Raw genomic sequence first — 22,418 nt, 5'->3', positions numbered from 1 at the left:
TCAGTCGGCCGGGTGTGCGGCCGCCCGCCGGGGTGTCGCGGCCAGGCCGCACGCCGCCAGCGCGCTCACCGTGCCGAGCAGGAAGGGCAGCGATAGCGCGGGCTGGCCCAGCCACTCCCACAGCGGATGCCACTGGGTGTGCGGCTCGTCGCTGTGGTGGGTCGCCATCGACGGGGCGCCGAGCAGGACCGGCGCCCACCAGAGGACCATCGTCACGCCGAAGAGGCCCTTGACCACGGACCCGGCCGGGTGGGTGCCCTCGGTGCGGCGGCTCGCCCAGCCGAACACCAGCCAGCCGGCCAGGGCGCCGGCCAGCCCGCCGGCCACCGCGGCGTAGGGGACCAGGGGCGGCGTGGCCCGCCGCAGCCCGATCGAGGCGTACGGGACGTCGGCTTCGAGGGTGGGGTCGGTCGTGGTCAGGGTGAGCAGGGTGTCGCGGCGGTGCGCCTCGACGGTGGTACGGGTGATGCTCGCCGAGGCGGCGCAGAACTTGTCGGCGCAGCTGTTGTCGGTCGTCACGCTGATCCCGTCGAGGTGCCAGCCGTCCTCCCGGAGCCGTCGCTGGGCCTCCGTGACGGCCTGCGCGACGGGGACGGGTGGGCTGCCCGCCGTCCACGCCTGCGTCGTGGCCTGCTCGTACTCGCCGCCGTCACCGAGGAGCAGTTGATCCAGGTGGTGCAGGCGCACCGGGTGCGTGTAGAAGACGAAGAACGCCGACGAGGCGGACACGTCGTCGAGCCGGTGGCCGGGCAGCACCGACCGGAACACCTCGCCCGCCTCGGCGCGACCGGGCATCGGTCGCGCGGTCTCCCAGGCCAGCCGGGTGGCGAGCGCCGCGCCGAACAGCCCGCACACCAGCGCGGCGAGCCCGGCCCAGGCGACGACGCTGCTGCTGTCGAGGCGGCCCAGCCACCGCCGCGGCGCACGGCGGCGGGCGGACGGGTCGGTGGTCGGGGCCATGGCCTACCTCCGGTCACGGGTGGGGCGGCGGGGCCACCGGAGTCGCGCCGGCGGTAGCGGCGGATCCTATCCCGGCGTCGGCGCGGTGTCCGGCCCGTTCGCGGCCCGTTTCGGCGATCCGTACCGCAGCCGACCCGAGGGCGGAGTTCGAGGTCGACCGGGGCGGCCGGGGGTCCGTGGATCTGTGACGGCAGCCATGCGGCTTATGCTTGCTTGAGCAAGCAAGTTCTGGCAGGCTTCATCAGGTCGAAGGGCGGACGCGTCCCTCCGCAAGCCGTTGACAAGATCCCTAATCGCCCCGCGCGGAGACACGCATGAAGCGTTCCGGTTCCCTTTCGGTGATCGTTGCCGTACTTTCCGTCGCCAGTCTGCTGTCGGCGCTGGTGCAGACGCTGGTCATCCCGCTCATCCCGAGCTTTCCCGCACTTCTGAACGCCTCGCCCACCGACGCGTCGTGGGTCGTCGCCATCACGCTCCTGACCGGTGCGATCATCACCCCGGTCAGCGGGCGCCTCGGTGACCTCTTCGGCAAACGGCGGGCCCTGCTGCTGACGCTCGCCGTGATGACCGTCGGCTCGGTCATCTCCGCCGTGACGAGTTCGCTGTGGCTCATGGTTGTCGGCCGTGGGCTGCAGGGCTGTGCGATCGGGGTGGTCCCGCTCGCACTGGGCCTCTTCCGGGACCAACTGCCACCGCAGCGGATGGGCGGGGCGATCGCGGTCCTGACCGCGACGCTCGGCCTCGGCGGCGCGGCGGGGATCCCCCTGGCCGGCCTGGTCGCCCAGCACTTCGACTGGCACGTGCTGTTCTGGGGAGCGGCTGGGCTGGGCCTGCTCTGTGCCCTCCTGACCGCGCTGCTCGTGCCGGAGTCGCCGCAGCGCACCGAGGGACGCTTCGACGTCGTCGGCGCCATCGGGCTGACCGTGGGGCTCATCGGCCTGCTGCTGCCGATCGTCAACGGCGGGCAGTGGGGATGGGGTGACATCCGCACGCTCGGCCTTGGCGCGGCGGCCGTCGCCATCCTGCTCGCCTGGGGCTGGCACCAGTTGCACAGCCGCTCCCCCCTTGTCGACCTGCGGCTTGCCGCGCGGCGACCGGTGCTGATGACCAACCTGGCCACCGTCGCGGTCGGCTTCGCGGTCTACACCATGCTCGTCGTGTTTCCGCAGATCCTGCAGGCACCCTCCGCCACGGGCCATGGCTTCGGTCAGAGCCTGGTGCGAGCGGGGCTCGTCATCCTGCCGAACGGGTTGGTGGCGCTGCTGCTGACTCCGCTCTCGGCCCGCCTGGTCGCCCGCTACGGGGCCCGGCTGACCATGATGCTGGGAGCGGTCGTCATCGCCGCCGGCTACCTGCTCGTCACGCTGAGGATGGACAGCGTCATCGACTTCGTCGTCGCCTCGGCCGTCATCGGAGCCGGTGTCGGCATCTCGGTCACCGCCACGTCGAAGCTGATCACCGACGCGGTCCCGGTGACCGAGACGTCCTCGGCCAACGGACTGAACCTCCTGATGCGCTCGCTCGGAGGTAGCGCCACCAGCGCGGTCACGAGCGTGATCCTGGCACAGAGCACGGTCATGGTCGGCGCGGCGGCGCTGCCCTCGGCAGCGGCGTTCCGGACCACGTTCGTCGCCGCGGCTGCGGCGGCGGTCCTCGGCCTGCTTCTCGCGGCGCTGGTTCCGACCCGTGCCCGCGGACGCAGTGGGTCGGCGGAGCGGTACCCGAGGCCCATGGCCGGCCCTGACCGGGGCGTGCTCGCACAGCGGTAGCTGACGACGGATCAGGAGGGCCCTCGCCCTTTCGAGCGTGTCCGCGCCGTCCGCGGCCGCCCGGGAACCGTACGCTGATGATCATGCGGATTGGCATCGTGATCCTTCCCGACCAGCGCTGGGCCGAGTCGCAGCGCCGGTGGCGGCAGGCGGACGAGTGGGGCTTCGACCACGCCTGGACCTACGACCACCTCGGCTGGCGGGACCTGGTCGACGGCCCCTGGTTCGACTCGATGTCGACCCTGACCGCGGCCGCCACGGTGACCTCGCGGATCCGGCTCGGCACGCTGGTCGCCTCGCCGAACTTCCGGCACCCGGCGGCGTTCGCCCGGCAGGTCACCGCCCTCGACGACGTCTCCGACGGCCGGGTGCTGCTCGGCCTCGGGGCGGGCGGCATCGGCTTCGACTCCGCGGTGCTGGGCGGCGAGACGTTGCCGCCGCGCCAGCGGGTCGACCGGTTCGGCGAGTTCACCGAGCTGCTCGACCTGGTCCTGCGGGAGGACGGCACCACCTGGCAGGGCGAGTGGTTCGCCGCTGTGGACGCGCGCAACAACCCGGGCTGCGTGCAGAAGCCCCGGGTGCCGTTCGTGGTGGCCGCCAACGGCCCCCGCTCGATGCGGCTGGTCGCCCGGTTCGGGCAGGGCTGGGTGACCACCGGCACCGGCGAGGAGGACCTGGAGGGCTGGTGGGACGGGGTCGGCGCGCTCTGCGCCCGGCTCGACACGGCACTCGCGGCGGCCGGACGGGAACCGGCCACCCTGGACCGGTACCTGTCGCTGGACTCGGCGCCGGTCTTCTCGCTGCGCAGCGCGGACTTCTTTGCCAACCAGGTCGCCCGCGCGGCGGCCCTGGGCTTCACCGACGTGATCACCCACTGGCCCCGGGCCAGCAGTTGGTACGCCGGAGACGAGGGGGTACTGGTGGACGTCGCCACCCGGCTCCTGCCCGAGCTGCGCGGCGCCGGGTCGTAAGGGAGGGCCGGCCTCAGGTGCTGAGGTCGCCGCCGGCGACGCCACCGTCACCGGCGGAGACCAGCCGGAAGCGCAGGCAGACGATCTGGGTGTCGTCGGTGACCGGGGTGCCGAGGCGCGCCCAGTAGGCGGCGTGCCCGGCCCGCCACTCCTCGACGGAACGGTCACCCTCCCCTTCGGAGCGGGCGAATTCCCAGGGCACGTCGGCGAAGCGGGCGATCTCCACCCCGGTCACCTCGACGACGCCGACGAGCGTGTCCCGGTCGTCCACCAGGGCCAGCCGTTCGCCGACGTGTTCCAGCTCCTCACCCTCCTCGGCGTACTCGGTGAGCAGCCCGGCGGTCGCCGTCTTGACGCCCGCCAGCACCAGGGTGTTCAGGTTGGTCCGGACATCGCCGGGGGTGCCGAGGGCGAGCGCGCGAAGTCCACCGATCCGAGGCCACATCCTGCCGAGGTTACCCAGCGGGAACTCAGAGGGAGTCCGTTCAGATCAGCTGACCGGCGTAGCCGGGGGCGGCGAGCACCCGTTCGTCGCCGGTCGCGGCGTGCGCGTCGAGGACCGCGTCGGCCAGCTTGACCACGTGCGCGTCGCCGTGCCGGGCGGCCCGGGCGAAGACCTCCTCCGGGGTGCCGGGCGCGACCGCCGGCGGCGGCGTGCCGGTCGGTGGGGCGTACACCGCGGTCACCGCCGCCGTGGCCGACCAGGCCGCGGTCAGGCTCGGCGCCCACAGCGCCGGGTCGATCGACGGCAGGGTCCGCAGCACGGCGGTCGGCGCGGTCACCGCGTGCACCAGCATGACCGCCTGCCCGTGCCCGAACCGCAGGTAGTCCAGCGCGGCCCGGTGGACCAGGGTGACCAGGCCCCGCTCCGCGTCGGCCGGCGTCCGCGCCGGGCGCGGCGCCGCCACCGCGCCCTCCCACCCGGGTACGTCCCGGAGGCGCTCCAGCCGTTCCCGGATCCCGCCGCTGCGGTCGGCGATCCGGGGCAGCCCGGCCAGCGCGGTGACGATGTCCGGGCCGTCCGGGCGGGGCGGCGGGTCGAGGCGGAGACCCGGCACCGGCTGCCAGCGGGCGGCCCAGTAACCGAGCGCCTGCCCGAGTTCGGTCAGCCGGTCCGGGGTCGGCCCGTCCTCGCGGAGCACCCGGACGGCGTGGCCGACCCGGATGACGCCGTGCGTGGCGCCGGCCGCGATGCCCGGCAGCAGCCGCGGCCACCAGGTGCCGAGCACCTCCTGCCAGGGGCTGTCCCGTAGCTCCCGGTCGAAGTGGGCGAGCCAGTCCCCGGCTCGCTTCGGGTCGCCGAGCGCCTCCCGCCAGTCCTCGATCGGCCGCAGGCCGCGCGGCAGTTCGTCGAGCCGGCGCAGGTAGTCGTCCAGCCAGCGGTGCACGCTCCGGTGGTGCCCGTGCCGGAGCAGTGCCTCGACGGTCATCGGCCCGTGGTTGGAGAGCCAACCCTCGAACTCCGGGCCGGTGCGGTGCAACCGGCGGTACGCCTCGTCCAGGATGTCGTGGTCCATGCCTCCGATCGTCGGAGCTGAACCGGGCTTCAGGTCAAGACGCGATCCCGGCGGTGAGTCTGTCCGCGTCGAGCAGGCCGTGGACGCCCAGGTCCCGCGCCACGTCGGGCGGGCAGTCGACCACGATCGCGGCGACGCCGAGGAAGCTGGCACCCCGGGCCGCGCAGATCTCCCGGATCGCTCCGAGCTGCGCGCCGGTGGCCACCCAGTCGTCCACCACCAGCACCCGGTCGCCCGGCTCCAGCCGGCGGTCCACCACGGCCAGGTCGACCTGGCGACCGCGGAAGTCCGGTGCGCTCCGCGCCCAGGTCAGCGGCCCGACCGGCAGCCGTCCGTCGCTGGGCTTGTGCGCCGGCACGAAACCCACCCCGAGAGTGGTCGCGGCGAGCGGGCCGAGGATCAGCCCGGTCACGGCCGGGGAGACCACCACGGTCGGTCGGGCGTCCCGGAAGGGTGCGACGAGGGCCGGGCCGAGCGCGGCCAGCGTCTCGGGGTCGCGCCACCAGCCGGAGACGTCGCTGACCAGGTGGCTGCTGCCCGGTCCGGGATCGACCCAGCGGAACAGCTCGACGAGACGTTCGCACAGCTCACCGGGCATCCGGCCATCCTGCCCGAGGGAAGCGCCGGTGTCATGCTCCCCCGATCGGCCCTCCCCCCCTCGGCTGATCGGCTACACGTACCACTGCAATTCCGGGCATACCATCATCATCACGTTGACTTCGGAAGTGCTTCTCTCGTTACGGTCCGACCCGGTTTGTTCAGGTGACGAAAGGACCAGGCCGGTGGCTGGCAGGCACTCCCGTACCCGCATGTTCTCCTCGCCGGCCGGCATCGCGGCCACCGCCGCGGTCGGCGTGGCGCTCGCCGTCGGCGGCACGGTGGGGGCGGTCCAGCTGACCTCCGGCGAGGCGCAGGTCCCGGCCGTCGCCGAACCGGTACCGAGCGCCGTTACGCCCGACGCGCCCACCACCTCCCCGAGCCCGAGCGTCAGCGCCCCGCCGAGCGCCAGCCCGTCGCCGACCGTCACCGCCGGCCCGCGGACCGGCCGGTCCCAGGCCGCCTCCCGGAGCAGGGCCCGCACCGCGGCGCCGAAGCCGTCCGCGACGACGAAGAAGGCCGCCCCGAAGAGCACCGTGGTCGACAGCGGGTCCTGCGGCGCGTCCTTCTACTCGGAGGGCCAGCTCACCGCCAACGGTGAGACCTTCGACCCGGACGAGCTGACCGCCGCGCACAAGACGCTGCCGTTCGACACCCGGGTCCGGGTCACCAACCCGGCCAACGGCAGGGCGGTGACGGTGCGGATCAACGACCGCGGCCCGTTCATCGACGGACGCTGCCTCGACCTCTCCCGGGCCGCGTTCCAGAAGATCGCCTCGGTCGACCTGGGCGCGCTGACCGTCAGGTACGAGGTGCTCGGCTGACGGCGATCGGTCCGTCGATGCGATCCGGCCGGGTAGAACGCCCTCGGACGAGGGGTCAGGTTCATTCACCGCTCCCCCTTCATCAGGCATGCTGTCCCACGTACGTACGCATGCCTTCCAGACGGGCCGCGGCCCGCTGAGCCCTGGATCCCGCGCCGGCGTCGGCGCGGCCCTCGGCCTGCTCGTGATCATCGCGCTGTTCGAGCTGGTCAACGGCCGGGAATCCCAGCACCTCGCGCTGATGACCATTGCGCCGATCCTCGCCGCGGCGTTCGCCGCCTGGCGGGCGGTGCTCGGGGTGGGCCTGGTCGCGATGGTGGTGGCGGCCGGCCTGGCGCTGGTCGAGCCGGCCACCTCGCTGACCACCGCCGCCGACCTGCTCGGGCTCGCCCTGGCCACCGCCGTCGCGGCGGGGGTGGCGGCGGTACGGCAGCGCCAGACCAGGGAGATCGGCGAGCTGTCCCGGCTGGCGTCGGTCGCCCAGCAGGCGGTGCTGCGGCCGCTCGGTCCACAGGTGGGCACCCTGGCCGTCGCCGGCCGCTACATCTCCTCGACGGCCACCGCGGAGATCGGCGGCGACCTGTACGAGGCGATGGACACCCCGTACGGCGTCCGCATGATCATCGGTGACGTACGCGGCAAGGGGCTGGACGCGGTGCGCCTGGCGAGCATCGTGCTCGGGTCGTACCGGCACGTCGCGTACGAGCGGACCGATCTGCGCGCGGTGGTGGCCGACCTGGACCGGGCCGTGGCCCGCAGCGTCGGCGACGAGGACTTCGTCACCGCCGCGCTGGTGGAGGAGCGGGGCGGCACGCTGACCATCGTGAACTGCGGCCACCCCGCCCCGCTGCTGCTGCGCCGGGGCGCGGTGATCCCGCTGGAGCCGCCCGCGCCCGCGCCGCCGCTCGGGTTCATGCCGGTGGTCCGACCCCGGGTGGAGCGGTTGGAGCCCGGCGACCGGCTGCTGCTCTTCACCGACGGGCTCGGTGAGGCGCGGCGGGACGGGGAGTTCTTCCCGACCGCCGACCGGGCCTGGCGGCTGCTCGGGCACGGCACGGTCGGCGACGGTCTGGCCTCGTTGGAGACCGCGCTGGTCGAGTGGGTGCACGGCCGGCTCGACGACGACATCGCGCTGGTGCTGATGGAGTACACCGGTCCGCGCAGCGGCGCGACGGTGCCGGTGCCCAGCTGGGAGGTCGGCGCGGCGGAGGGCTGACGCCGTCGTGGGGCCGATCGGCACCTGAACCGCAGGTGTGTAATCGCCGTCACTTCCGGGATCGGCTTGTCGTTGGCTACCGGCGAGTAATACAGTCTGGGTTACTGATCGGTAACACCTGTCCGGAAGCGGGGCCAGCGAGCATGACCCACTACAAGAGCAATCTTCGGGACCTCGAGTTCAACCTGTTCGAGGTCTTCGGGGCGGACCGGACGTTCGGCCAGGAGCCGTACTCGGACCTGGACGTCGACACCGCCCGCAGCTTCCTCTCCGAGGTCGACCGCCTGGCCCGCGAGGACCTCGCGGCCAGCTACACGGACAGCGACCGCAACCCGCCGGTCTTCGACCCGGCGACGCACACCGCGCCGCTGCCGGAGTCCTTCAAGAAGTCGTACCAGGCGTTCATGGACTCCGAGTTCTGGCGGCTGGACCTCCCCGAGGCCCTCGGCGGCACCAACGCCCCCCGCGCGCTCTGGTGGTCGCTGGCCGAGCTGGTGCTGGGTGCCAACGCCCCCATCTGGATGTACGCCTCCGGTCCGTCCTTCGCGCACGTGCTGCACGTCGAGGGCACCGAGCAGCAGAAGAAGTGGGCGCGGCTCTTCATCGACAAGCAGTGGGGCTCCACCATGGTGCTCACCGAGCCGGACGCCGGCTCGGACGTGGGCGCCGGTCGGACCCGGGCGATCCAGCAGCCCGACGGCTCCTGGCACATCGAGGGCGTGAAGCGCTTCATCACCTCCGGTGAGCACGACCTGACCGACAACATCGTCCACTACGTGCTGGCCCGCCCGGTCGGCGTCGAGGGCGTCGGCGGCCCGGGCACCAAGGGTCTGTCGCTCTTCGTGGTGCCGAAGTACCACTTCGACGAGAACACCGGCGAGCTGGGCGAGCGCAACGGCGTCTACGCCACCAACGTCGAGCACAAGATGGGCCTGAAGGTCTCCAACACCTGCGAGGTGACCTTCGGCGAGCACGGCGTGCCGGCCAAGGGTTGGCTGCTGGGCGAGAAGCACGACGGCATCCGGCAGATGTTCATGATCATCGAGTACGCCCGGATGATGGTCGGCACCAAGGCCATCGCCACCCTCTCCACCGGCTACCTCAACGCCCTGGAGTACGCCAAGAACCGGGTGCAGGGCGCCGACCTGCTCCAGATGAGCGACAAGACCGCGCCCCGGGTGACCATCACCAACCACCCGGACGTGCGTCGCTCGCTGATGCTGCAGAAGTCGTACGCCGAGGGCCTGCGGGCGCTGGTCTGCTACACCGCCTCCTGGCAGGACAAGGTCGCCCTCGCCGAGGCGGCCGGCGACGAGAAGGCCACCAAGCTGGCCAAGCGCGTCAACGACCTGCTCCTCCCGCTGGTCAAGGGCGTCGGCTCGGAGCGGGCGTACGAACTGCTCGGTCACGAGTCGCTGCAGACCTTCGGCGGCTCGGGCTTCCTCCAGGACTACCCGCTGGAGCAGTACGTCCGCGACGCCAAGATCGACACTCTGTACGAGGGCACCACCGCGATCCAGAGCCTGGACCTGATCTTCCGCAAGATCGTCCGGGACAACGGCAAGGCCCTGATGGCGGTCGCCGCCGAGATCCAGGAGTTCATCACCTCCGAGGCCGGCAACGGCCAGCTCAAGGAGGAGCGGCAGGCGCTCGGCAAGGCGCTCACCGAGATCCAGACCATGCTCGGGGTGATGACCGGCTGGCTCGGTGAGGCGCAGGGCGGCGACACCCGCTCCCTCTACAAGGTCGGCCTGGCCAGCCGCCGGTTCCTGCTGGCCGTCGGCGACCTGGTCGTCGGCTGGCTGCTCCAGCGGCAGGCCGACGTGGCGCTGCGCGCCCTGGCCGGCGAGGTCTCCACCGCCGACAAGGCGTTCTACACCGGCAAGGTTGCCGCTGCCCGGTTCTTCGCCCGCGAGGTCCTGCCCCGCCTCGGCGCCGACCGGCGGATCATCGAGGGCACCGACCTCGACCTGATGGACCTCCCGGAGGAGGCCTTCTGAGCCCTACCGGGTGAACGGACCGGTACGGCATCGACCCCGACGGCCGGCGAGCGCGAAGCTCGCCGGCCGTCGCCGTCATGGCACCCACCCGCTCTTGCCGACCTGCCGGGCGTGCCCACTGTTTGCGGCGTGTCGCGGTGTCCGACCGGCCGGATGCCCCGACACGCCGCAAAGCGCGGCGCGAGGCGAGCACCCCGGGCGGTGGCCGGTGGTGCCCTGGTCGGCGGTACCTCGTCGGGGACCGCCCGGCCGACGACCGGCAGGCAGGTCCGGACATGAGCGGTGTCGCGGGTGGCGGTGCCCGAGCTGTCGTCTGGAGCCGCTTCCCGATGAGCGCGATACCTCGCAAGTATCAAGATGCCTCTGAGGTATCACGCTCACATGCATCACCCGCCCGAGCAGCCCGAGCGATCAGACCCACCAAGAGCCACCCGTACGCCGCCGGGAGCCCCGGAGTCGTGCCGGGGATTCGAGGGGTGGGGGCTGGTAGGTGGGCCGGTTGGCGGGTAACCGTCGGGACCACGTCAGAGCACGCCCAAGGGCCACCGCACAGGGGAGTGCAGCGCACATGGGCATTGGTAGCGGCATCTTTCTCATCGCGCTGGGCGCGATCATGACCTTCGCCATCCGAGCCAACGTCTGGTGGATCGACCTGCGGGCGGTCGGTTGGGTCTTCATCCTGGCCGGGCTGGCCGTACTGCTGACCACGCTCTGGTTCTGGCAGGACCGGCGCAAGCGGGCGCGCACGCTGATCGTGGAGGAGAACCGACTCTCCCACCCGACCGCGATGATGCCCCCGCCGCCCGACCCGCCCCCGCCGACCGCCCCGCCCTCCTGACCCGGGCCGGGGTCGCCGACACCCGGCCCCGGGACCGCCGCCGCCCCAGACCCGTGGTCACCCGGCCGGGTTCACGAAGGCCTCCTGCGCAACGCGCCGACGTTGCGCAGGAGGCCTTTTCAGCGTGGGTCAGCCGCGAGCGGTGTGGCGGGTGGTGAGGCGCGCGGCCCCCGGGGTCAGCTCCGGCCAGGGGGCCCGGAAGCGGTGTACGGCCAGCTCGGTGGTGCGCAGGCCGTCCGGATCCGCCCGCTCCGGGTCGAGCAGCGCCGAGAGCAGCGAGATGCCCGGGTTGTGGGCGACGAGCAGTACGGTGCCGACCGCCGGGTCGACCGCCCGCAGCAGGCCCAGCAGCTCCTCCGGCTGGGCCTCGTACGCGGTGGCCTCGAAGCGCACCACCGGCACCGGTCCCGCCGGACCTCCTTCCGGTGGGGATCCGGTCATGCCCAGCGCCACCCCGTGCCAGGTCTGTCGGGTCCGGCGGGCCGCGGAGCAGATCACCACGTCCGGGAGCAGGACGTGCCGGGCCAGCCAGGCCCCGGCCGCGGCCGCGTCGGCGTGCCCGCGCGCGGTCAACCGACGATCCGTGTCCGGGGCGCTGCCCCCCGGTTCGGCCTTGGCGTGCCGGAGCAGCACCAGTGTCCGTTCCTCGGCTCTGCCGTCCGTCATCAGGACAGCTTGCCTGATTGGCGGTCGAAGCGCCTGGGTATGTCGATGTGTGCCGCTCGCTCATCGACCGGCCGCGGCGGGTAGCAGACGCCAGCTGACAGCCAAGGAGGCGACATCATGGGCATCGGTGCCAGCATCTTCCTCATCGCGCTGGGTGCGATCTTCGCGTTCGCCATCGACGCGAACCTGGGATGGCTCAACCTCAACGTCGTCGGCTGGGTGTTGATGCTCGCCGGCCTCGCCGGGCTGCTGACCACCCTCTACTTCTGGAACAGCCGGCGTCGTACCGTCGTCGCCGCCCCGGCCCAGCAGGACCGCGTGGTGACCGACCGGGTCGTGCCGGTGCAGGACGACCGGGTGGTGCGGGAGGAGTACCGCGAGGTGCGCCGCCCGGGCTACCCCGCCTGATCCACCGACTCCGGACTCGGCGCAGGGCCTCGCAACGGCGCGGGGCCCTGCGTCGTTCCCGGGGGTCAGGCGAAGAGCGCGAAGTAGATCGCGATGTGGTGGCAGAGCGCGGCGACCAGGGTGCAGGCGTGGAAGAACTCGTGGTGGCCGAAGACGGTGGGCCAGGGGTTCGGCCTGCGCAGCGCGTAGAAGACCGCGCCGGCGCTGTAGATCGCACCGCCGGCCGCCAGCAGCGCGAGCGCGGTCACCCCGCCCCGGTGCAGGATCTGCGGCAGCATCACCACCGAGACCCAGCCGAGCGCCAGGTAGAGCGGCGCGGAGACCCAGCGGGGAGCGTGCGGCCAGATCAGCTTCAGCGCCACGCCGGCCAGCGCTCCGCCCCAGACCAGGCTGAGCATGATGGTGGCCATCCGGCGGTCGAGCAGCAGGAGGCAGAAGGGCGTGTACGTGCCGGCGATGAACACGAAGATCATCGAGTGGTCCATCCGGCGCATGATCTGGTAGCCGCGCTCGGACCAGACGCGCCGGTGGTAGAGCGCGCTGGTGCCGAAGAGCCCGCAGACGGTCACGCTGTAGATCAGGCAGCTCACCAGGGGCGCCCAACCGGGTCGGGTGGCCGCGATCGCGCAGAGCACGATGCCGCAGACGAGCGCGACGAAGAACGCGTAGGTGTGCAGCCAGCCGCGCATCCGGGGTTTACCGATGTCGACCGGCTTGAGCCGAAGCGGTGCGGAGGTGGTCACCCGTCCAGGTTACGGCACCGTAGGTTACTTGCAAGTAGTGCCACCCGTCGCGGCCTCCGGCACCCCCGGACGACGGATCGGTCCGGAAGGATGGCGGCATGCGAATCCGACCCGTCGGGCGGCACGCCCTGCTGCTCGACTGCGACGACCCCGGCCAGGTCGAGGCGTGGCGGGCCGAGCTGTGGCACCGCCGCGCCATCGGTGAGCTGACCGCCACCGAGATCGTGCCGGCCGCCGCGACCGTCCTGCTCGACGGGGTGCCGGACCCGGCGGTCGCCGCCGCGCGGATCGCCGGCTGGCGACCCCGACCGGCCCCCACCACGGCCGCCGCCGACGAGGTCCACGTCCCCACCGTGTACGACGGGGAGGACCTGCCCGTCGTCGCCGCCCACTGGGGCGTCCCCGTCGGCGGGGTGGTCGAGCGGCTGCGGCGCACCGAGTTCCGGGTGGCGTTCTGCGGCTTCGCGCCCGGGTTCGCGTACCTGACCGGGCTGCCGCCGGAGTGCTCGGTGCCCCGGCTGCGCAGCCCGCGTCCCCGGGTGCCGGCCGGGTCGGTCGCCCTGGCCGGGCAGTACGCCGGGATCTATCCCACCGCCTCGCCCGGCGGCTGGCTGCTGGTCGGGCGGACCGGACTGACCCTGTTCGACGTGCAGGCCGACCCGCCGGCCCGACTCACCCCGGGCACCCGGGTCCGGCTGGTGCCGACGTGATCGAGGTGCTCCGGGCCGGGCCGCTCACCACCGTGCAGGACCTGGGCCGCCCCGGATACGCGCATCTCGGCGTACCCCGGTCGGGGGCGCTGGACCCGGCGGCGCTGGCGCTGGCCAACCGACTCGTCGGCAACCCGGAGCCGGCGGCCGGCCTGGAGATCACCCTGACCGGCTGCCGGCTGCGGCTGACCCGGGCGGCCACGGTCGCGGTCACCGGCGCCGACGCGGAGGTACGCGTCGACCGGCGCCCCGGGGACGTGGGCCGCCCGCTCTCCGTGCCGGCCGGGGCCGTGCTGCGGATCGGCCCGCCCCGCGCCGGGCTGCGCAACTGGCTCGCCGTCGACGGCGGGATCGCCGTCGCGCCGGTGCTCGGCAGCCGCGCCACCGACACCCTCTCCGGTCTCGGTCCACCCCCGGTACGCGACGGCGACCGGCTACCGCTCGGCCCGCCCACCGGCCCGCCCGCCCCGGTCGACGTCACCCCGGGCCCGCCGCTCCCCGGCGAGCTGCGGCTCACCCTCCGGCCCGGCCCCCGGCACGACTGGTTCACCGCCGACGCGCTGGACCGGCTCCTTCGCACGGCGTACACGGTGAGCCCGTTGAGTGACCGGGTGGGCGCGCGACTGGTCGGCGCGCCGCTGCCCCGCGCGGTGGCCGGGGAGCTGCCCAGCGAGGGCGTCGTGCTCGGCGCGGTGCAGGTGCCGGCGGACGGCCAGCCCTTGATCTTCCTGGCCGACCACCCCACCACCGGCGGGTACCCGGTCATCGGGGTGGTGGACGACGTGAGCGGACTCGGTCAGGCCCGCCCAGGTACTACCGTCAGGTTCCATGGACCTCAACGCTGACCTCGGTGAGGGATTCGGGATCTGGCGGCTCGGCGACGACGACGCGCTGCTGGACCTGGTCACCTCGGCCAACGTCGCCTGCGGCTTCCACGGCGGGGACCCGTCCACCATGCGCCGGGTCTGCGCCGCCGCCGCCGAACGCCAGGTCGCGATCGGCGCCCAGGTCGGCTACCGGGACCTCGCCGGCTTCGGCCGCCGCCACATCGCGTACGCCTTCACCGAACTGCGCGACGAGGTCACCTACCAGCTCGGCGCCCTGGACGCGTTCTGCCGGCTGTTCCACACCCGGGTCCGCTACCTCAAGCCGCACGGCGCGCTCTACCACGCGGCGGCCGTCGACGAGGCCCAGGCCGCCGCCCTGGTCGCCGCGGTCAGCGGATACGACGACCAGTTGCCGATCCTCTGCGCGCCCGCCTCCAAGCTGGCCCAGCTCGCCGTCGGGGCCGGGCTGCGGGTGGTCGCCGAGGGCTTCGCCGACCGGGGCTACCTGCCCAACGGTTCGCTGGTGCCCCGGACCGCGCTCGGCGCGCTCGTCACCGACCCGGAGGAGGTGGCCGCCCGGGCCGTCCGGATGGCCACCGAGCGAACCGTCGTCGCGACCGACGGCACCGTCATCCCCCTGCCGGTCGAATCGATCTGCCTGCACGGGGACACCCCGGGCGCGGTCGCCTCGGCGGCGCTGGTCCGGGCCGCGCTCCGCGACGCCGGGGTGACGCCCACGCCGTTCGCCTGAGCGTCATCGTGCTGCCGCCTCCGCTGCACCGGTCCGGGCCGTTCCGGTTTCCGCGGTCGCCGGCCGGGGCGCGCCGACGCCGACCGGGGCCGGGTGCGCCGAGGCCCGGCCGCGGTGCGGGCAGCATGTCGTTCGCGGTGCCTTTGGAGCTGATGTCGCGAACGACTCACGACGCTGCCGCACGCGGTGGCCCGTCGCCCGGCACCACGGCCCACTGGCGACGCGCCGCGCCCACGCCTGTGCGCTTCGCTGGTGGCGCCCGCACCCACGCCTGCTGCTCAAGCTGGCGGCGTCGCACCCACGCCTGCCGCAGAGTTCCATCGGCGCTCCCTTCGGCGCGGCCCGGGCACCGAGCTGAGTCGTTCGCGTCATCAGCTCCAAAGGACGGCAGAGGTAACACCGCCACGAGGGCCGACGTCACGCACCGCGGCCGGCCCCGCCCGACCGGCCCGCCGGCGGAGACCTCAGGCGTCCAGGCCGCGCAGCACCAGCGGCACCCGCGTCGCGCCGCCGCCGGTCACCCGCACCGGGACGCCCCAGTCCTGCCGGGTCAGGTGGCAGGCGGCGTGCTCGACGTCCGCGTCGCAGGTGGCCGCCTGGGCGGTCACCTGGAGCACGCCCTCGGCCACCGTGCCGTCGATCACCAGCCGCCGGGAGAGGTCGGTGGTGGTGCCGGCCCCCTCCAGCAGCAGCTCCGGCGGCGAGGCGGAGACCACCAGCCGGGTGGACGGGCCGTACGTGTCGTCGAGCTTCTGCCCCGGTGCCGGCGTGAAGATCACGTCGAGGGTCAGCTCACCGGCCGCGACGTCGGTCGGCTTGCGCTCCAACCGGTGCCGGGGGCCGTCCACGGTGTTCGCGCCGGCCGCGGAGAGCGCGCCGGGAGCCAGCCGGGTCAGCCGGTGCGCGGCCGACTCGACCACCAGCACCTCGCCGTCGGCGGTGAGCACCAGGTCGCTCGGCTCGGCCAGGCCGTCGGCGACCGTGGCGACCTGGCCGGTCTCCGGGTCGAAGCGGCGTACCGCGCCGTTGTAGGTGTCGGCGATCAGCACCGAGCCGTCGGGCAGCGCGCACACCCCGAGCGGGTGCTGGAGCAACGCCCGGTCGGCTGGACCGTCCACGTGCCCGAAGTCGAAGAGCCCCTGCCCGACCGCGGTGCCCATGACCCCGTCCTCCACGAACCGGACGGCACTGGTCTCGCTGTCGGCGACCCAGAGCCGGGTGCCGTCGGCCGAGACGGAGAGCCCGGAGGGCTGCGCCATCCACACGTCGGGCAGCGGGCCGTCGCGCAGCGCCTCCACGGTGGTGCCGGCGTACATGCCGGCGGTCCGCTTGATCGGGTCGAACCACCAGAGCTGGTGGATGCCCGCCATGGCGACGACCACCCGGCCGTCGTACCAGGCCAGGTCCCAGGGGGAGGAGAGGTCCACCGAGCGGGCGTCGTGCGCGTGGTCGTCGACGCTGGAGCGCCACTGCCGGCCGGTGCCGGCCACGGTGACCACCTCGCCGGTCGCCAACCGCACGCCGCGCAGCAGATGGTTGACGGTGTCGGCGACGACCAGGTCGTATCCGGCGACCTCGGCGGCGTGCGGGGGGAGCAGGCAGAGCCCCTGCGGCTCGGAGAAGGTGGCCGTCTCCGCCGGGCCGTCGGCGTGGCCCCGCTCGCCCGAGCCGATCCGGCGGACCACCTTCTCGCCGTCCGGGGCCAGCTCCACCAGCGAGTGCCGGGCCGAGTCCGAGACCAGCAGGTTGCCGCCGTCGAGCAGCACGGCCTTGCCGGGGAAGCGCAGCGCCGTCTCCGGCTGCGTGGGCGGCACGTACGGGCCGTCGCCCCGGTGCAGGGTGCCCTTCGCCTCATGGGTGGCGATCAGGTCGTCGATGAGGCGGGCCAGCCCCTCGGCGTGCCCCTCCCCGGCCATCGTGGCCACCACGTAGCCTTCCGGGTCGACCACCGACAGGGTGGGCCAGGCCTTGGCCGCGTACTGCTGCCACATGTCCAGCTCGGGGTCGTCGAGCACCGGGTGGTGCACGCCGTACCGCTCGACGGCGGCGGCCAGCGCGTCCGGGTCCTTCTCGTGCTCGAACTTCGGCGAGTGCACGCCCACCACGACGAGCACGTCGCCGTACTTCTCCTCCAACGGGCGGAGCTCGTCGAGCACGTGCAGGCAGTTGATGCAGCAGAAGGTCCAGAAGTCCAACAGGACGATCTTGCCGCGGAGGTCGGCGAGCTTCAGTTCCCGCTCACCGGTGTTCAGCCAGCCCCGACCGCGCAGCTCGGGGGCCCGTACTCGTGCGCTCATGACCCCAGTCTGCCGGACGAGGTGCCGCCGCCCGGTCAGGACCCGACGCGGGGCCGATCACACCCGGACGGACGACGGCGGGGCCACGGATCACCGTGGCCCCGCCGTCGTCGGATCGTTACTTGGTGGCCGGCTTGAGGCAGAGCACCCGGTCGGCCCCGCTGCCCGGCAGCACGACGTGCGGCTGGGCCGGGTCGGCGCACTTGTCCTTGGCCGCGACCCGCGAGACCACGGTGAACGCGCCCTGCTCGCCGCAGTTCGCGGCGGACGCCGAGCCGCCGGACTGCTTGACGCAGGACCCGACGGCCGGGTTGAACGGCGCCGGCTCGTCGTTCCCACCGATCTTGCCGAGCAGGCTGAGCAGGCCGAGCGGCACGGCCAGGATCAGCACCGCCGCGATCAGCACCAGCGCCAGCACCCGACCGTTGCGCACCTTCGGCGCCGGCTGCTCGGTCTTCGGCTCCGCCTCCGGCTTGAACGCCTCGAAGCGCCCCTGGTCCGGATCCGGGTCGTGCGGCCAGCTTGCCGGGCCGGACTGCGCCCCGCCGGGCTCCGGGAACTGCTGCCCCGCAGGCGGGAAGGGTGGCCCGGCGGGCGGGAACGGCTGGCCGGCCGACGGGAACGCCGAAGTGCCGCCACCGTGCGCCGGGTCGTGCGCCGGGTGGCCGTACCCGGGGACCGGGTCGCCGGCGGCCGGGCTGCCGGGCGCCCCGAAGGGCTCGGCGGGCCGGTCGGCCGGGCCGTGCGGCCGGGTCCCGTTCATCGGTCGGGTGTTGTTGGTCGGGTCGGAGAAGGCCGGGATGGCGCCCGGGAAGGGCGGCGGTGCGGCCGGCGACATGGGCGGCGCCGACGAGGGCGCCTCACCGCCGTAGCCGCGCGGGCCGTCGGGCCGCTCGTCGAACGGGTACCGGTCCTGGCCGTCGAAGCCGTTCCGGTCCTGGCCGTCGAAGCGCTGGTCGTGCTCCGGCCGGCGGTCGGCCGGCTCCTCCACCGGCTCGTCCGCCGGCTGCGCCGGGCGGCCGTACACCCGGGGTTGCGGGGCGGGCGCGCCACCCGGCCGCAGCGCCTGGTCGGTCGGGGGCATCACCCGGCTGGCCAGCGGCACCGAGGCGCTCGCCGAGGCCCGACCGGCCTCCGCACCGTCGGCCGCCGGTACGGCAGCGCGGCCGGCGCCCTCGGACTCCGGCGAGGTACGCGGCGCGGGCACCACCGGCCCCGCCGGGGACTGCGGCTGCTCCGGCGGGTTCCAACCCGACGGGGCGCCCGGGCGCTCCGACTCGTACGCAGACGGTGATCCGCCACCGTCACGGCCGTTCGCCGGATGCTCCGCGGCGCCGCCGAACTGGGCCGGCGGGACGTAGTCGGCCGGCGGGGCGGCGGCCAGGCTGGCACCCGGGACGCGCTGCTCCTGCGGCGGCAGCGGCACGGCGTTGGCCGGTGAGATGCCGGGGGCCGGGCCGGGCTGGTAGGCGGGCGGCTCCTCGGCGCGCTGCGGCTCCCAGGCATCACCGGCGGACCGCTGCGCGGAGTCCGTCCCGGCGCGGCCCCAGACCTCCTCGGCGGCCCACGGCTCGGCGTCCGGCACCACCGGACGGTCGGCGCCGGCCCACTGCGGAGCGTTGTCCGCGGCGGCCGTGGCCCAGGCGGGCGAGCCGCCGTCGGGCACCGAGACCGAGGCGCTCGCCCGGGCGGGCTGCTCCGGCGGCGTCCACCCACCGGCGTCGGGCCGGTCGTCCTGCTGCGGCGCGGAGGCCGGATGCCACGACCCGGCCCCGGCCGGCTCCTGCGCGGCCGGCCACTCCTGGCCCTGCGGCTGGTCGTCCCGGCTGGACTGGTTGCCCCACCGGTCGGCGGGCTGCTGCTCCTCGCGCGCCTCCCAGCGGGCGGTCCCCGGCTCCTCCGGGGCGCCCCAGCGCTGCTGCTGCCGCTCGTCCGGCTGGCCGGCCGGGGGCCAGCCACCCTGGTGGGCGGCGTCGTCCTGGGTCGGCCGCTCGGCGGGCCAGCCACCGGAACGGGCGGCGTCGTCCGTCCCGGACCAGCCGTTCGGCGTGCCCGCGTCGGGCTGCGGCACCTGGGCCGCGCCGCGAGCGCCGGCCTCGGGCTGCGCCCAGGCAGCGGGGGCCGGCTCGTGCTGCGGTACGGGCACCGAGGCCCGGCCGGCGGAGCGCGGTGCGTCGTCCGACGGGGACGCCGCAGGGGTGGGCCAGCCGCCGGAGCGGGCCGGGTCGTCCTGCTGCCCGGTGTCGGCGGACTGCTGCTCCTGCTGGTGGACCGGCGCGGCACCCCAGCCACCGGGGGCCTGCTGCTCCTGCTGCGTGGCGGCGGTGTTCCAGCCACCCGAGCTGGGCTCCTGCTGCGCGGCGGCGGTGTTCCAGCCACCCGAGCTGGGCTCCTGCTGCGCGGCGGCGGTGTTCCAGCCGCCCGAGGTGGCCGGCTGGTTCTGGCCGGCGTTGTTCCAGCCTCCGTCCGACTGCTCCTGGCCGGCGCCGCCGGCCTGCCAGCCACCGCTGCGGGCCGGGTCGTCCTGGGGCGGGGCGGGCCAGCCGCCGGAGCGGGCCGGGTCGTCCTGCGCGGAGCCCCAGCCGTTGGTGGCGGCCGGCTGTTCCTGCTGCGCGGCGGGGTTCCAGCCGCCCGGGGCGGGCGAATCGTCCTGAGTGGACCAGCCGTTGGTCGCGGGGGCGTCGGCCTGCGGCACGCGGGCGGCGCCCCGGGCCCCGGCGTCGGGCTGCGCCCACGCCGGGGTGGCCTGGCCGGTCTGCGTCCAGGTGGGCTGTGCGGGCTCGCCGTGACCGGCGGGCTGCCCGGCACCGGCCCAGCCGGCGGCCGGCTGGTCGGACTGCGCGGCCCAGGCGGGCTGGGCGGGCGCGGCCTGCGGGTTCCACGGGCCCGGCTGCGCGGGCTCACCCTGTTGCGGCACCTGCGCGGCTCCCCAGGTGGGGGGCTGGTCCTGCGCCGTGGCCCAGGCCGGGTTCGGTCGGTTGGCGGGGGGTGGTGGCGCCCATCCCAGGTCCGGGTTGGCGGGGGTGCCGTACCCGTTGTCCTGCGTCTGTCGGTCGCCGTACGGCGTCGGTCCACCGGCGCCCGGCGGCACCTGGTCCGGCTCCTGGCCGGGGCGGTGCGGGCCCTCGGACGTCATGGCTGCGCCTCCTCCATCACATGTCGGCCGCCGATGCCGTCCGGTTCCGGTCGGCTGGGTCGCCGGCTGTCGCCGGCGGATCGGCCGTGCGGGCTCCCCGCACCGTATCCGGTGGCCGCGCGGGGCGTCCGGGGAGCACCGGCCGTCACTCCGCGTCGCCGGACGGTGTCGATCGGCTTTCATCCGGCTCGATCTCGTCACGGGTCGACGGGTGGCGACCGTGCCCCACCGTACCGGGCGTCGGGTCGAGGTGGAATCCCGGTCTCAGCCCGCCCGGAACGCCGACGACCCGCCCGGGAGGCCCGGGCGGGTCGTCGATCTGGAGGAGGTGAGGAAAGTCGGGGTGGCGTCAGCTCATGTGACGCTGGGCGATCGCGAGGATCTCCTCGCGCACGGCCGGCGAGTTGGCGGAACGCAGCGCGTGCTCGATGGCGCGGGCACGGCGGTTGGCGTCGCGGCGGGTGCGGATTCGCTCGATCATGCTCATGGTGGTCTCTCCTCCGGCTATTCGGTTGTCAGCCCCTGATGTGTCCATTGAAGCGCACCGGGCTGCCAAATTCCATCGATTATTAGGTGAGCTGAGACACCCGCCTAAGGATCGTAGGTCAACGAGGGCAATAGCCGAAGTTTTCTTCGCCCAACGGCCACGGCCGGTGTGCCGGGCGTTCACCCGTGGCACACCGGCCGTGGCCTGGTGTCGTGGACCGTCAGGTCCAGGCGAGCAGCGCCGCCTCCGGGTCGGCCAGGAAGTCCCCGATGTCGCGGAGGAACTTCGAGCCGAGCTCACCGTCGATGATCCGGTGGTCGAAGGAGAGACCCAGGGTGGTGACCTGGCGCGGCTTGACCTTGCCCTTGTGCACCCACGGCATCTCGCGGACCGCGCCGAAGGCCAGGATCGCCGACTCGCCCGGGGGCAGGATCGGCGTACCGGTGTCGACGCCGAAGACCCCGACGTTGGTGATCGTCAGCGTGCCGCCGGACATGTCCGCCGGGGAGGTCTTCCCGGCCTTGGCCGTCTGCACCAGGTCGGTCATCGCGTCCGCCAGCTCGCGCAGCGAGAGCCGGCCGGCGTCCTTGATGTTCGGCACGATCAGGCCCCGCTCGGTGGCCGCCGCGATGCCCAGGTTGACGTAGTCCTTGACCACGATCTCGTCGCCGGCCCAGGTCGAGTTGACCATCGGGTACCGCTTGGCGGCCAGCAGCACCGCCTTGGCCACCAGCAGCAGCGGCGAGACCCGGACGTCGCGCCACTCCCGCCGGGTGCGGAGCCGGTCCAGGGCCTTCATCGCCCGGGTCACGTCGACGGTGAGGAACTCCGTGACGTGCGGGGCGGTGAACGCCGAGCGGGACATGTTCTCGGCGGTGAGCTTGCGTACCCCCTTGACCGGGATGCGCTGCTCGCGGTCCGCGCCGAAGCTCGCGGCGGCCCTGGCCGGCGTCGTCACCGTCAGCGGCTCGGCCGCCGCCGGGGCCGCGCTCGCCGCCCGCTGTACGTCCTCCCGGGTGATCGAGCCCAGCGGGCCCGAGCCGGTCAGCGTGGCGAGGTCGACGCCGAGGTCCTTGGCGAGCTTGCGCACCGGCGGCTTGGCCAGCACCAGCCCGCCGACCCGCCCGTTGCCGTTGGCGGCCGGAGCCGGCGACACGGGGGCCACCGGAGCGGGCGCCACCGGAGCCGGTGCGGCCTGGACCGGCTCGGCCGGCGCGGACGCCTGGGCCGGGACGGCGCCCTTGCGCGGGCGGCGCTTGGCCGCCGTGGTGCGGGGGCCGTAGCCGACCAGCACGGCGGTACGGCCGCCCGGGGCGGGACCGCCGATCAGGCCCGGCTCGATCGCGCCCTCCGCCGGGGCCACCTCGACCGCGGCCAGCGAGGCCGCCGACGGGGTGGGCAGCGCGGAGGCGGGGGCGCCGGTCGTCGACTCCTCGACCGGGCCGGCGCCCGGGTCGGTGTCGATCGAGATGATCGGCGTGCCGACCTCGACCGTGGTGCCCTCCGGGTGGAAGATCGCCCGGACCTGGCCGGCCCACTTCGCCGGGATCTCGACGGCCGCCTTCGCCGTCTCCACCTCGACGATCGGCTGGTTCAGCTCGATGACGTCGCCCACCTTGACCAGCCAGGCGAGGATCTCGCCCTCGGTCAGGCCCTCGCCCAGGTCGGGCAGGTTGAACTCCTTGATCCGCGACATGCCGC

At 74.2% G+C, this 22,418-nt stretch carries 20 protein-coding genes; 10 read left to right on the top strand and 10 right to left on the bottom strand.

The window, feature by feature from the left end; translation table 11 throughout:
• Nucleotides 1–960 carry a hypothetical protein gene (locus V6U79_RS08505; RefSeq protein WP_334614135.1) on the bottom strand — a complete coding sequence of 320 codons (960 nt, stop codon included), beginning with the start codon at nucleotides 958–960 and terminating at the stop codon, nucleotides 1–3.
• Between the two features lie 314 nt (nucleotides 961–1,274).
• Between V6U79_RS08505 and V6U79_RS08500 the strand changes: the two genes are divergently transcribed.
• Nucleotides 1,275–2,729 (top strand): MFS transporter, encoded by a 1,455-nt coding sequence (locus V6U79_RS08500; RefSeq protein WP_334532297.1) that lies wholly within the window; start codon nucleotides 1,275–1,277, stop codon nucleotides 2,727–2,729.
• Between the two features lie 77 nt (nucleotides 2,730–2,806).
• Nucleotides 2,807–3,700, top strand: coding sequence for an LLM class flavin-dependent oxidoreductase (locus tag V6U79_RS08495; protein WP_334614133.1), 894 nt, complete (start codon nucleotides 2,807–2,809; stop codon nucleotides 3,698–3,700).
• A 13-nt stretch (nucleotides 3,701–3,713) separates the two neighbouring features.
• Here the strand turns inward: V6U79_RS08495 and V6U79_RS08490 are convergent, their stop codons facing one another.
• Genes V6U79_RS08490 through V6U79_RS08480 form a run of 3 tightly spaced genes read right to left on the bottom strand, consistent with a single transcriptional unit; the run spans nucleotide 3,714 to nucleotide 5,815 of the window.
• Complete coding sequence (locus tag V6U79_RS08490; RefSeq protein ID WP_334532301.1) at nucleotides 3,714–4,145, bottom strand: ASCH domain-containing protein; 432 nt, start codon at nucleotides 4,143–4,145, stop codon at nucleotides 3,714–3,716.
• A gap of 40 nt (nucleotides 4,146–4,185) precedes the next feature.
• The gene (locus V6U79_RS08485) at nucleotides 4,186–5,217 is read right to left on the bottom strand and encodes a hypothetical protein (RefSeq protein WP_334532304.1); all 1,032 of its coding nucleotides are present in this window, start codon (nucleotides 5,215–5,217) and stop codon (nucleotides 4,186–4,188) included.
• Between the two features lie 34 nt (nucleotides 5,218–5,251).
• Nucleotides 5,252–5,815 carry a phosphoribosyltransferase gene (locus V6U79_RS08480; RefSeq protein ID WP_334532306.1) on the bottom strand — a complete coding sequence of 188 codons (564 nt, stop codon included), beginning with the start codon at nucleotides 5,813–5,815 and terminating at the stop codon, nucleotides 5,252–5,254.
• Nucleotides 5,816–5,999: 184 nt separating this feature from the next.
• On the opposite strand from V6U79_RS08480, the gene V6U79_RS08475 reads away from it, so the two are divergent.
• The 4 genes from V6U79_RS08475 to V6U79_RS08460 all read left to right on the top strand — a co-directional run bounded on the left by V6U79_RS08475 (nucleotide 6,000) and on the right by V6U79_RS08460 (nucleotide 10,692).
• On the top strand, nucleotides 6,000–6,638 hold the full coding sequence (locus V6U79_RS08475; RefSeq protein WP_334532309.1) for a septal ring lytic transglycosylase RlpA family protein: 639 nt from the start codon (nucleotides 6,000–6,002) through the stop codon (nucleotides 6,636–6,638).
• A gap of 88 nt (nucleotides 6,639–6,726) precedes the next feature.
• Nucleotides 6,727–7,854, top strand: coding sequence for a PP2C family protein-serine/threonine phosphatase (locus V6U79_RS08470; protein WP_334532312.1), 1,128 nt, complete (start codon nucleotides 6,727–6,729; stop codon nucleotides 7,852–7,854).
• 143 nt (nucleotides 7,855–7,997) lie between these two features.
• The gene (locus V6U79_RS08465; protein WP_334532315.1) at nucleotides 7,998–9,854 is read left to right on the top strand and encodes an acyl-CoA dehydrogenase; all 1,857 of its coding nucleotides are present in this window, start codon (nucleotides 7,998–8,000) and stop codon (nucleotides 9,852–9,854) included.
• 568 nt (nucleotides 9,855–10,422) lie between these two features.
• Nucleotides 10,423–10,692, top strand: coding sequence for a DUF6458 family protein (locus V6U79_RS08460; protein WP_067300694.1), 270 nt, complete (start codon nucleotides 10,423–10,425; stop codon nucleotides 10,690–10,692).
• A gap of 129 nt (nucleotides 10,693–10,821) precedes the next feature.
• Here V6U79_RS08460 and V6U79_RS08455 read toward each other — a convergent pair whose 3' ends face one another.
• Nucleotides 10,822–11,358 carry a SixA phosphatase family protein gene (locus V6U79_RS08455; protein ID WP_334532318.1) on the bottom strand — a complete coding sequence of 179 codons (537 nt, stop codon included), beginning with the start codon at nucleotides 11,356–11,358 and terminating at the stop codon, nucleotides 10,822–10,824.
• A 117-nt stretch (nucleotides 11,359–11,475) separates the two neighbouring features.
• Here V6U79_RS08455 and V6U79_RS08450 point away from each other — a divergent pair, with 117 nt between their 5' ends.
• On the top strand, nucleotides 11,476–11,766 hold the full coding sequence (locus V6U79_RS08450; protein ID WP_334532321.1) for a DUF6458 family protein: 291 nt from the start codon (nucleotides 11,476–11,478) through the stop codon (nucleotides 11,764–11,766).
• 65 nt (nucleotides 11,767–11,831) lie between these two features.
• Here V6U79_RS08450 and trhA read toward each other — a convergent pair whose 3' ends face one another.
• Nucleotides 11,832–12,509: a PAQR family membrane homeostasis protein TrhA gene (gene trhA, locus V6U79_RS08445; RefSeq protein ID WP_334532324.1), complete on the bottom strand. Its 678-nt coding sequence runs from the start codon at nucleotides 12,507–12,509 to the stop codon at nucleotides 11,832–11,834.
• A gap of 98 nt (nucleotides 12,510–12,607) precedes the next feature.
• Here trhA and V6U79_RS08440 point away from each other — a divergent pair, with 98 nt between their 5' ends.
• The 3 genes from V6U79_RS08440 to V6U79_RS08430 are packed head-to-tail and all read left to right on the top strand — an operon-like array spanning nucleotide 12,608 to nucleotide 14,797.
• On the top strand, nucleotides 12,608–13,219 hold the full coding sequence (locus V6U79_RS08440) for a 5-oxoprolinase subunit B family protein (protein WP_334532327.1): 612 nt from the start codon (nucleotides 12,608–12,610) through the stop codon (nucleotides 13,217–13,219).
• Complete coding sequence (locus V6U79_RS08435; RefSeq protein WP_442933378.1) at nucleotides 13,117–14,064, top strand: 5-oxoprolinase subunit C family protein; 948 nt, start codon at nucleotides 13,117–13,119, stop codon at nucleotides 14,062–14,064. Before V6U79_RS08440 ends, V6U79_RS08435 begins: the two co-directional genes overlap by 103 nt.
• Entirely contained in the window at nucleotides 14,048–14,797 is a 750-nt protein-coding gene (locus tag V6U79_RS08430) for a LamB/YcsF family protein (protein WP_334532333.1), read from the top strand. Before V6U79_RS08435 ends, V6U79_RS08430 begins: the two co-directional genes overlap by 17 nt.
• Before the next feature lie 464 nt (nucleotides 14,798–15,261).
• Here V6U79_RS08430 and V6U79_RS08425 read toward each other — a convergent pair whose 3' ends face one another.
• The 4 genes from V6U79_RS08425 to V6U79_RS08410 form a co-directional block, all read right to left on the bottom strand.
• Nucleotides 15,262–17,094 carry an NHL domain-containing thioredoxin family protein gene (locus tag V6U79_RS08425; RefSeq protein WP_334532336.1) on the bottom strand — a complete coding sequence of 611 codons (1,833 nt, stop codon included), beginning with the start codon at nucleotides 17,092–17,094 and terminating at the stop codon, nucleotides 15,262–15,264.
• A 118-nt stretch (nucleotides 17,095–17,212) separates the two neighbouring features.
• Entirely contained in the window at nucleotides 17,213–20,230 is a 3,018-nt protein-coding gene (locus tag V6U79_RS08420) for a hypothetical protein (RefSeq protein ID WP_334614131.1), read from the bottom strand.
• 349 nt (nucleotides 20,231–20,579) lie between these two features.
• Nucleotides 20,580–20,717 (bottom strand): hypothetical protein, encoded by a 138-nt coding sequence (locus V6U79_RS08415; RefSeq protein WP_168222356.1) that lies wholly within the window; start codon nucleotides 20,715–20,717, stop codon nucleotides 20,580–20,582.
• A gap of 220 nt (nucleotides 20,718–20,937) precedes the next feature.
• The gene (locus tag V6U79_RS08410) at nucleotides 20,938–22,413 is read right to left on the bottom strand and encodes a dihydrolipoamide acetyltransferase family protein (RefSeq protein ID WP_334532361.1); all 1,476 of its coding nucleotides are present in this window, start codon (nucleotides 22,411–22,413) and stop codon (nucleotides 20,938–20,940) included.
• Between the last annotated feature and the right edge of the window lie 5 nt (nucleotides 22,414–22,418).

This window comes from Micromonospora psammae (assembly GCF_036902725.1).
In the GTDB taxonomy this organism is placed as follows: domain Bacteria; phylum Actinomycetota; class Actinomycetes; order Mycobacteriales; family Micromonosporaceae; genus Micromonospora.
This window is presented reverse-complemented; position numbering and strand designations above follow the sequence as displayed.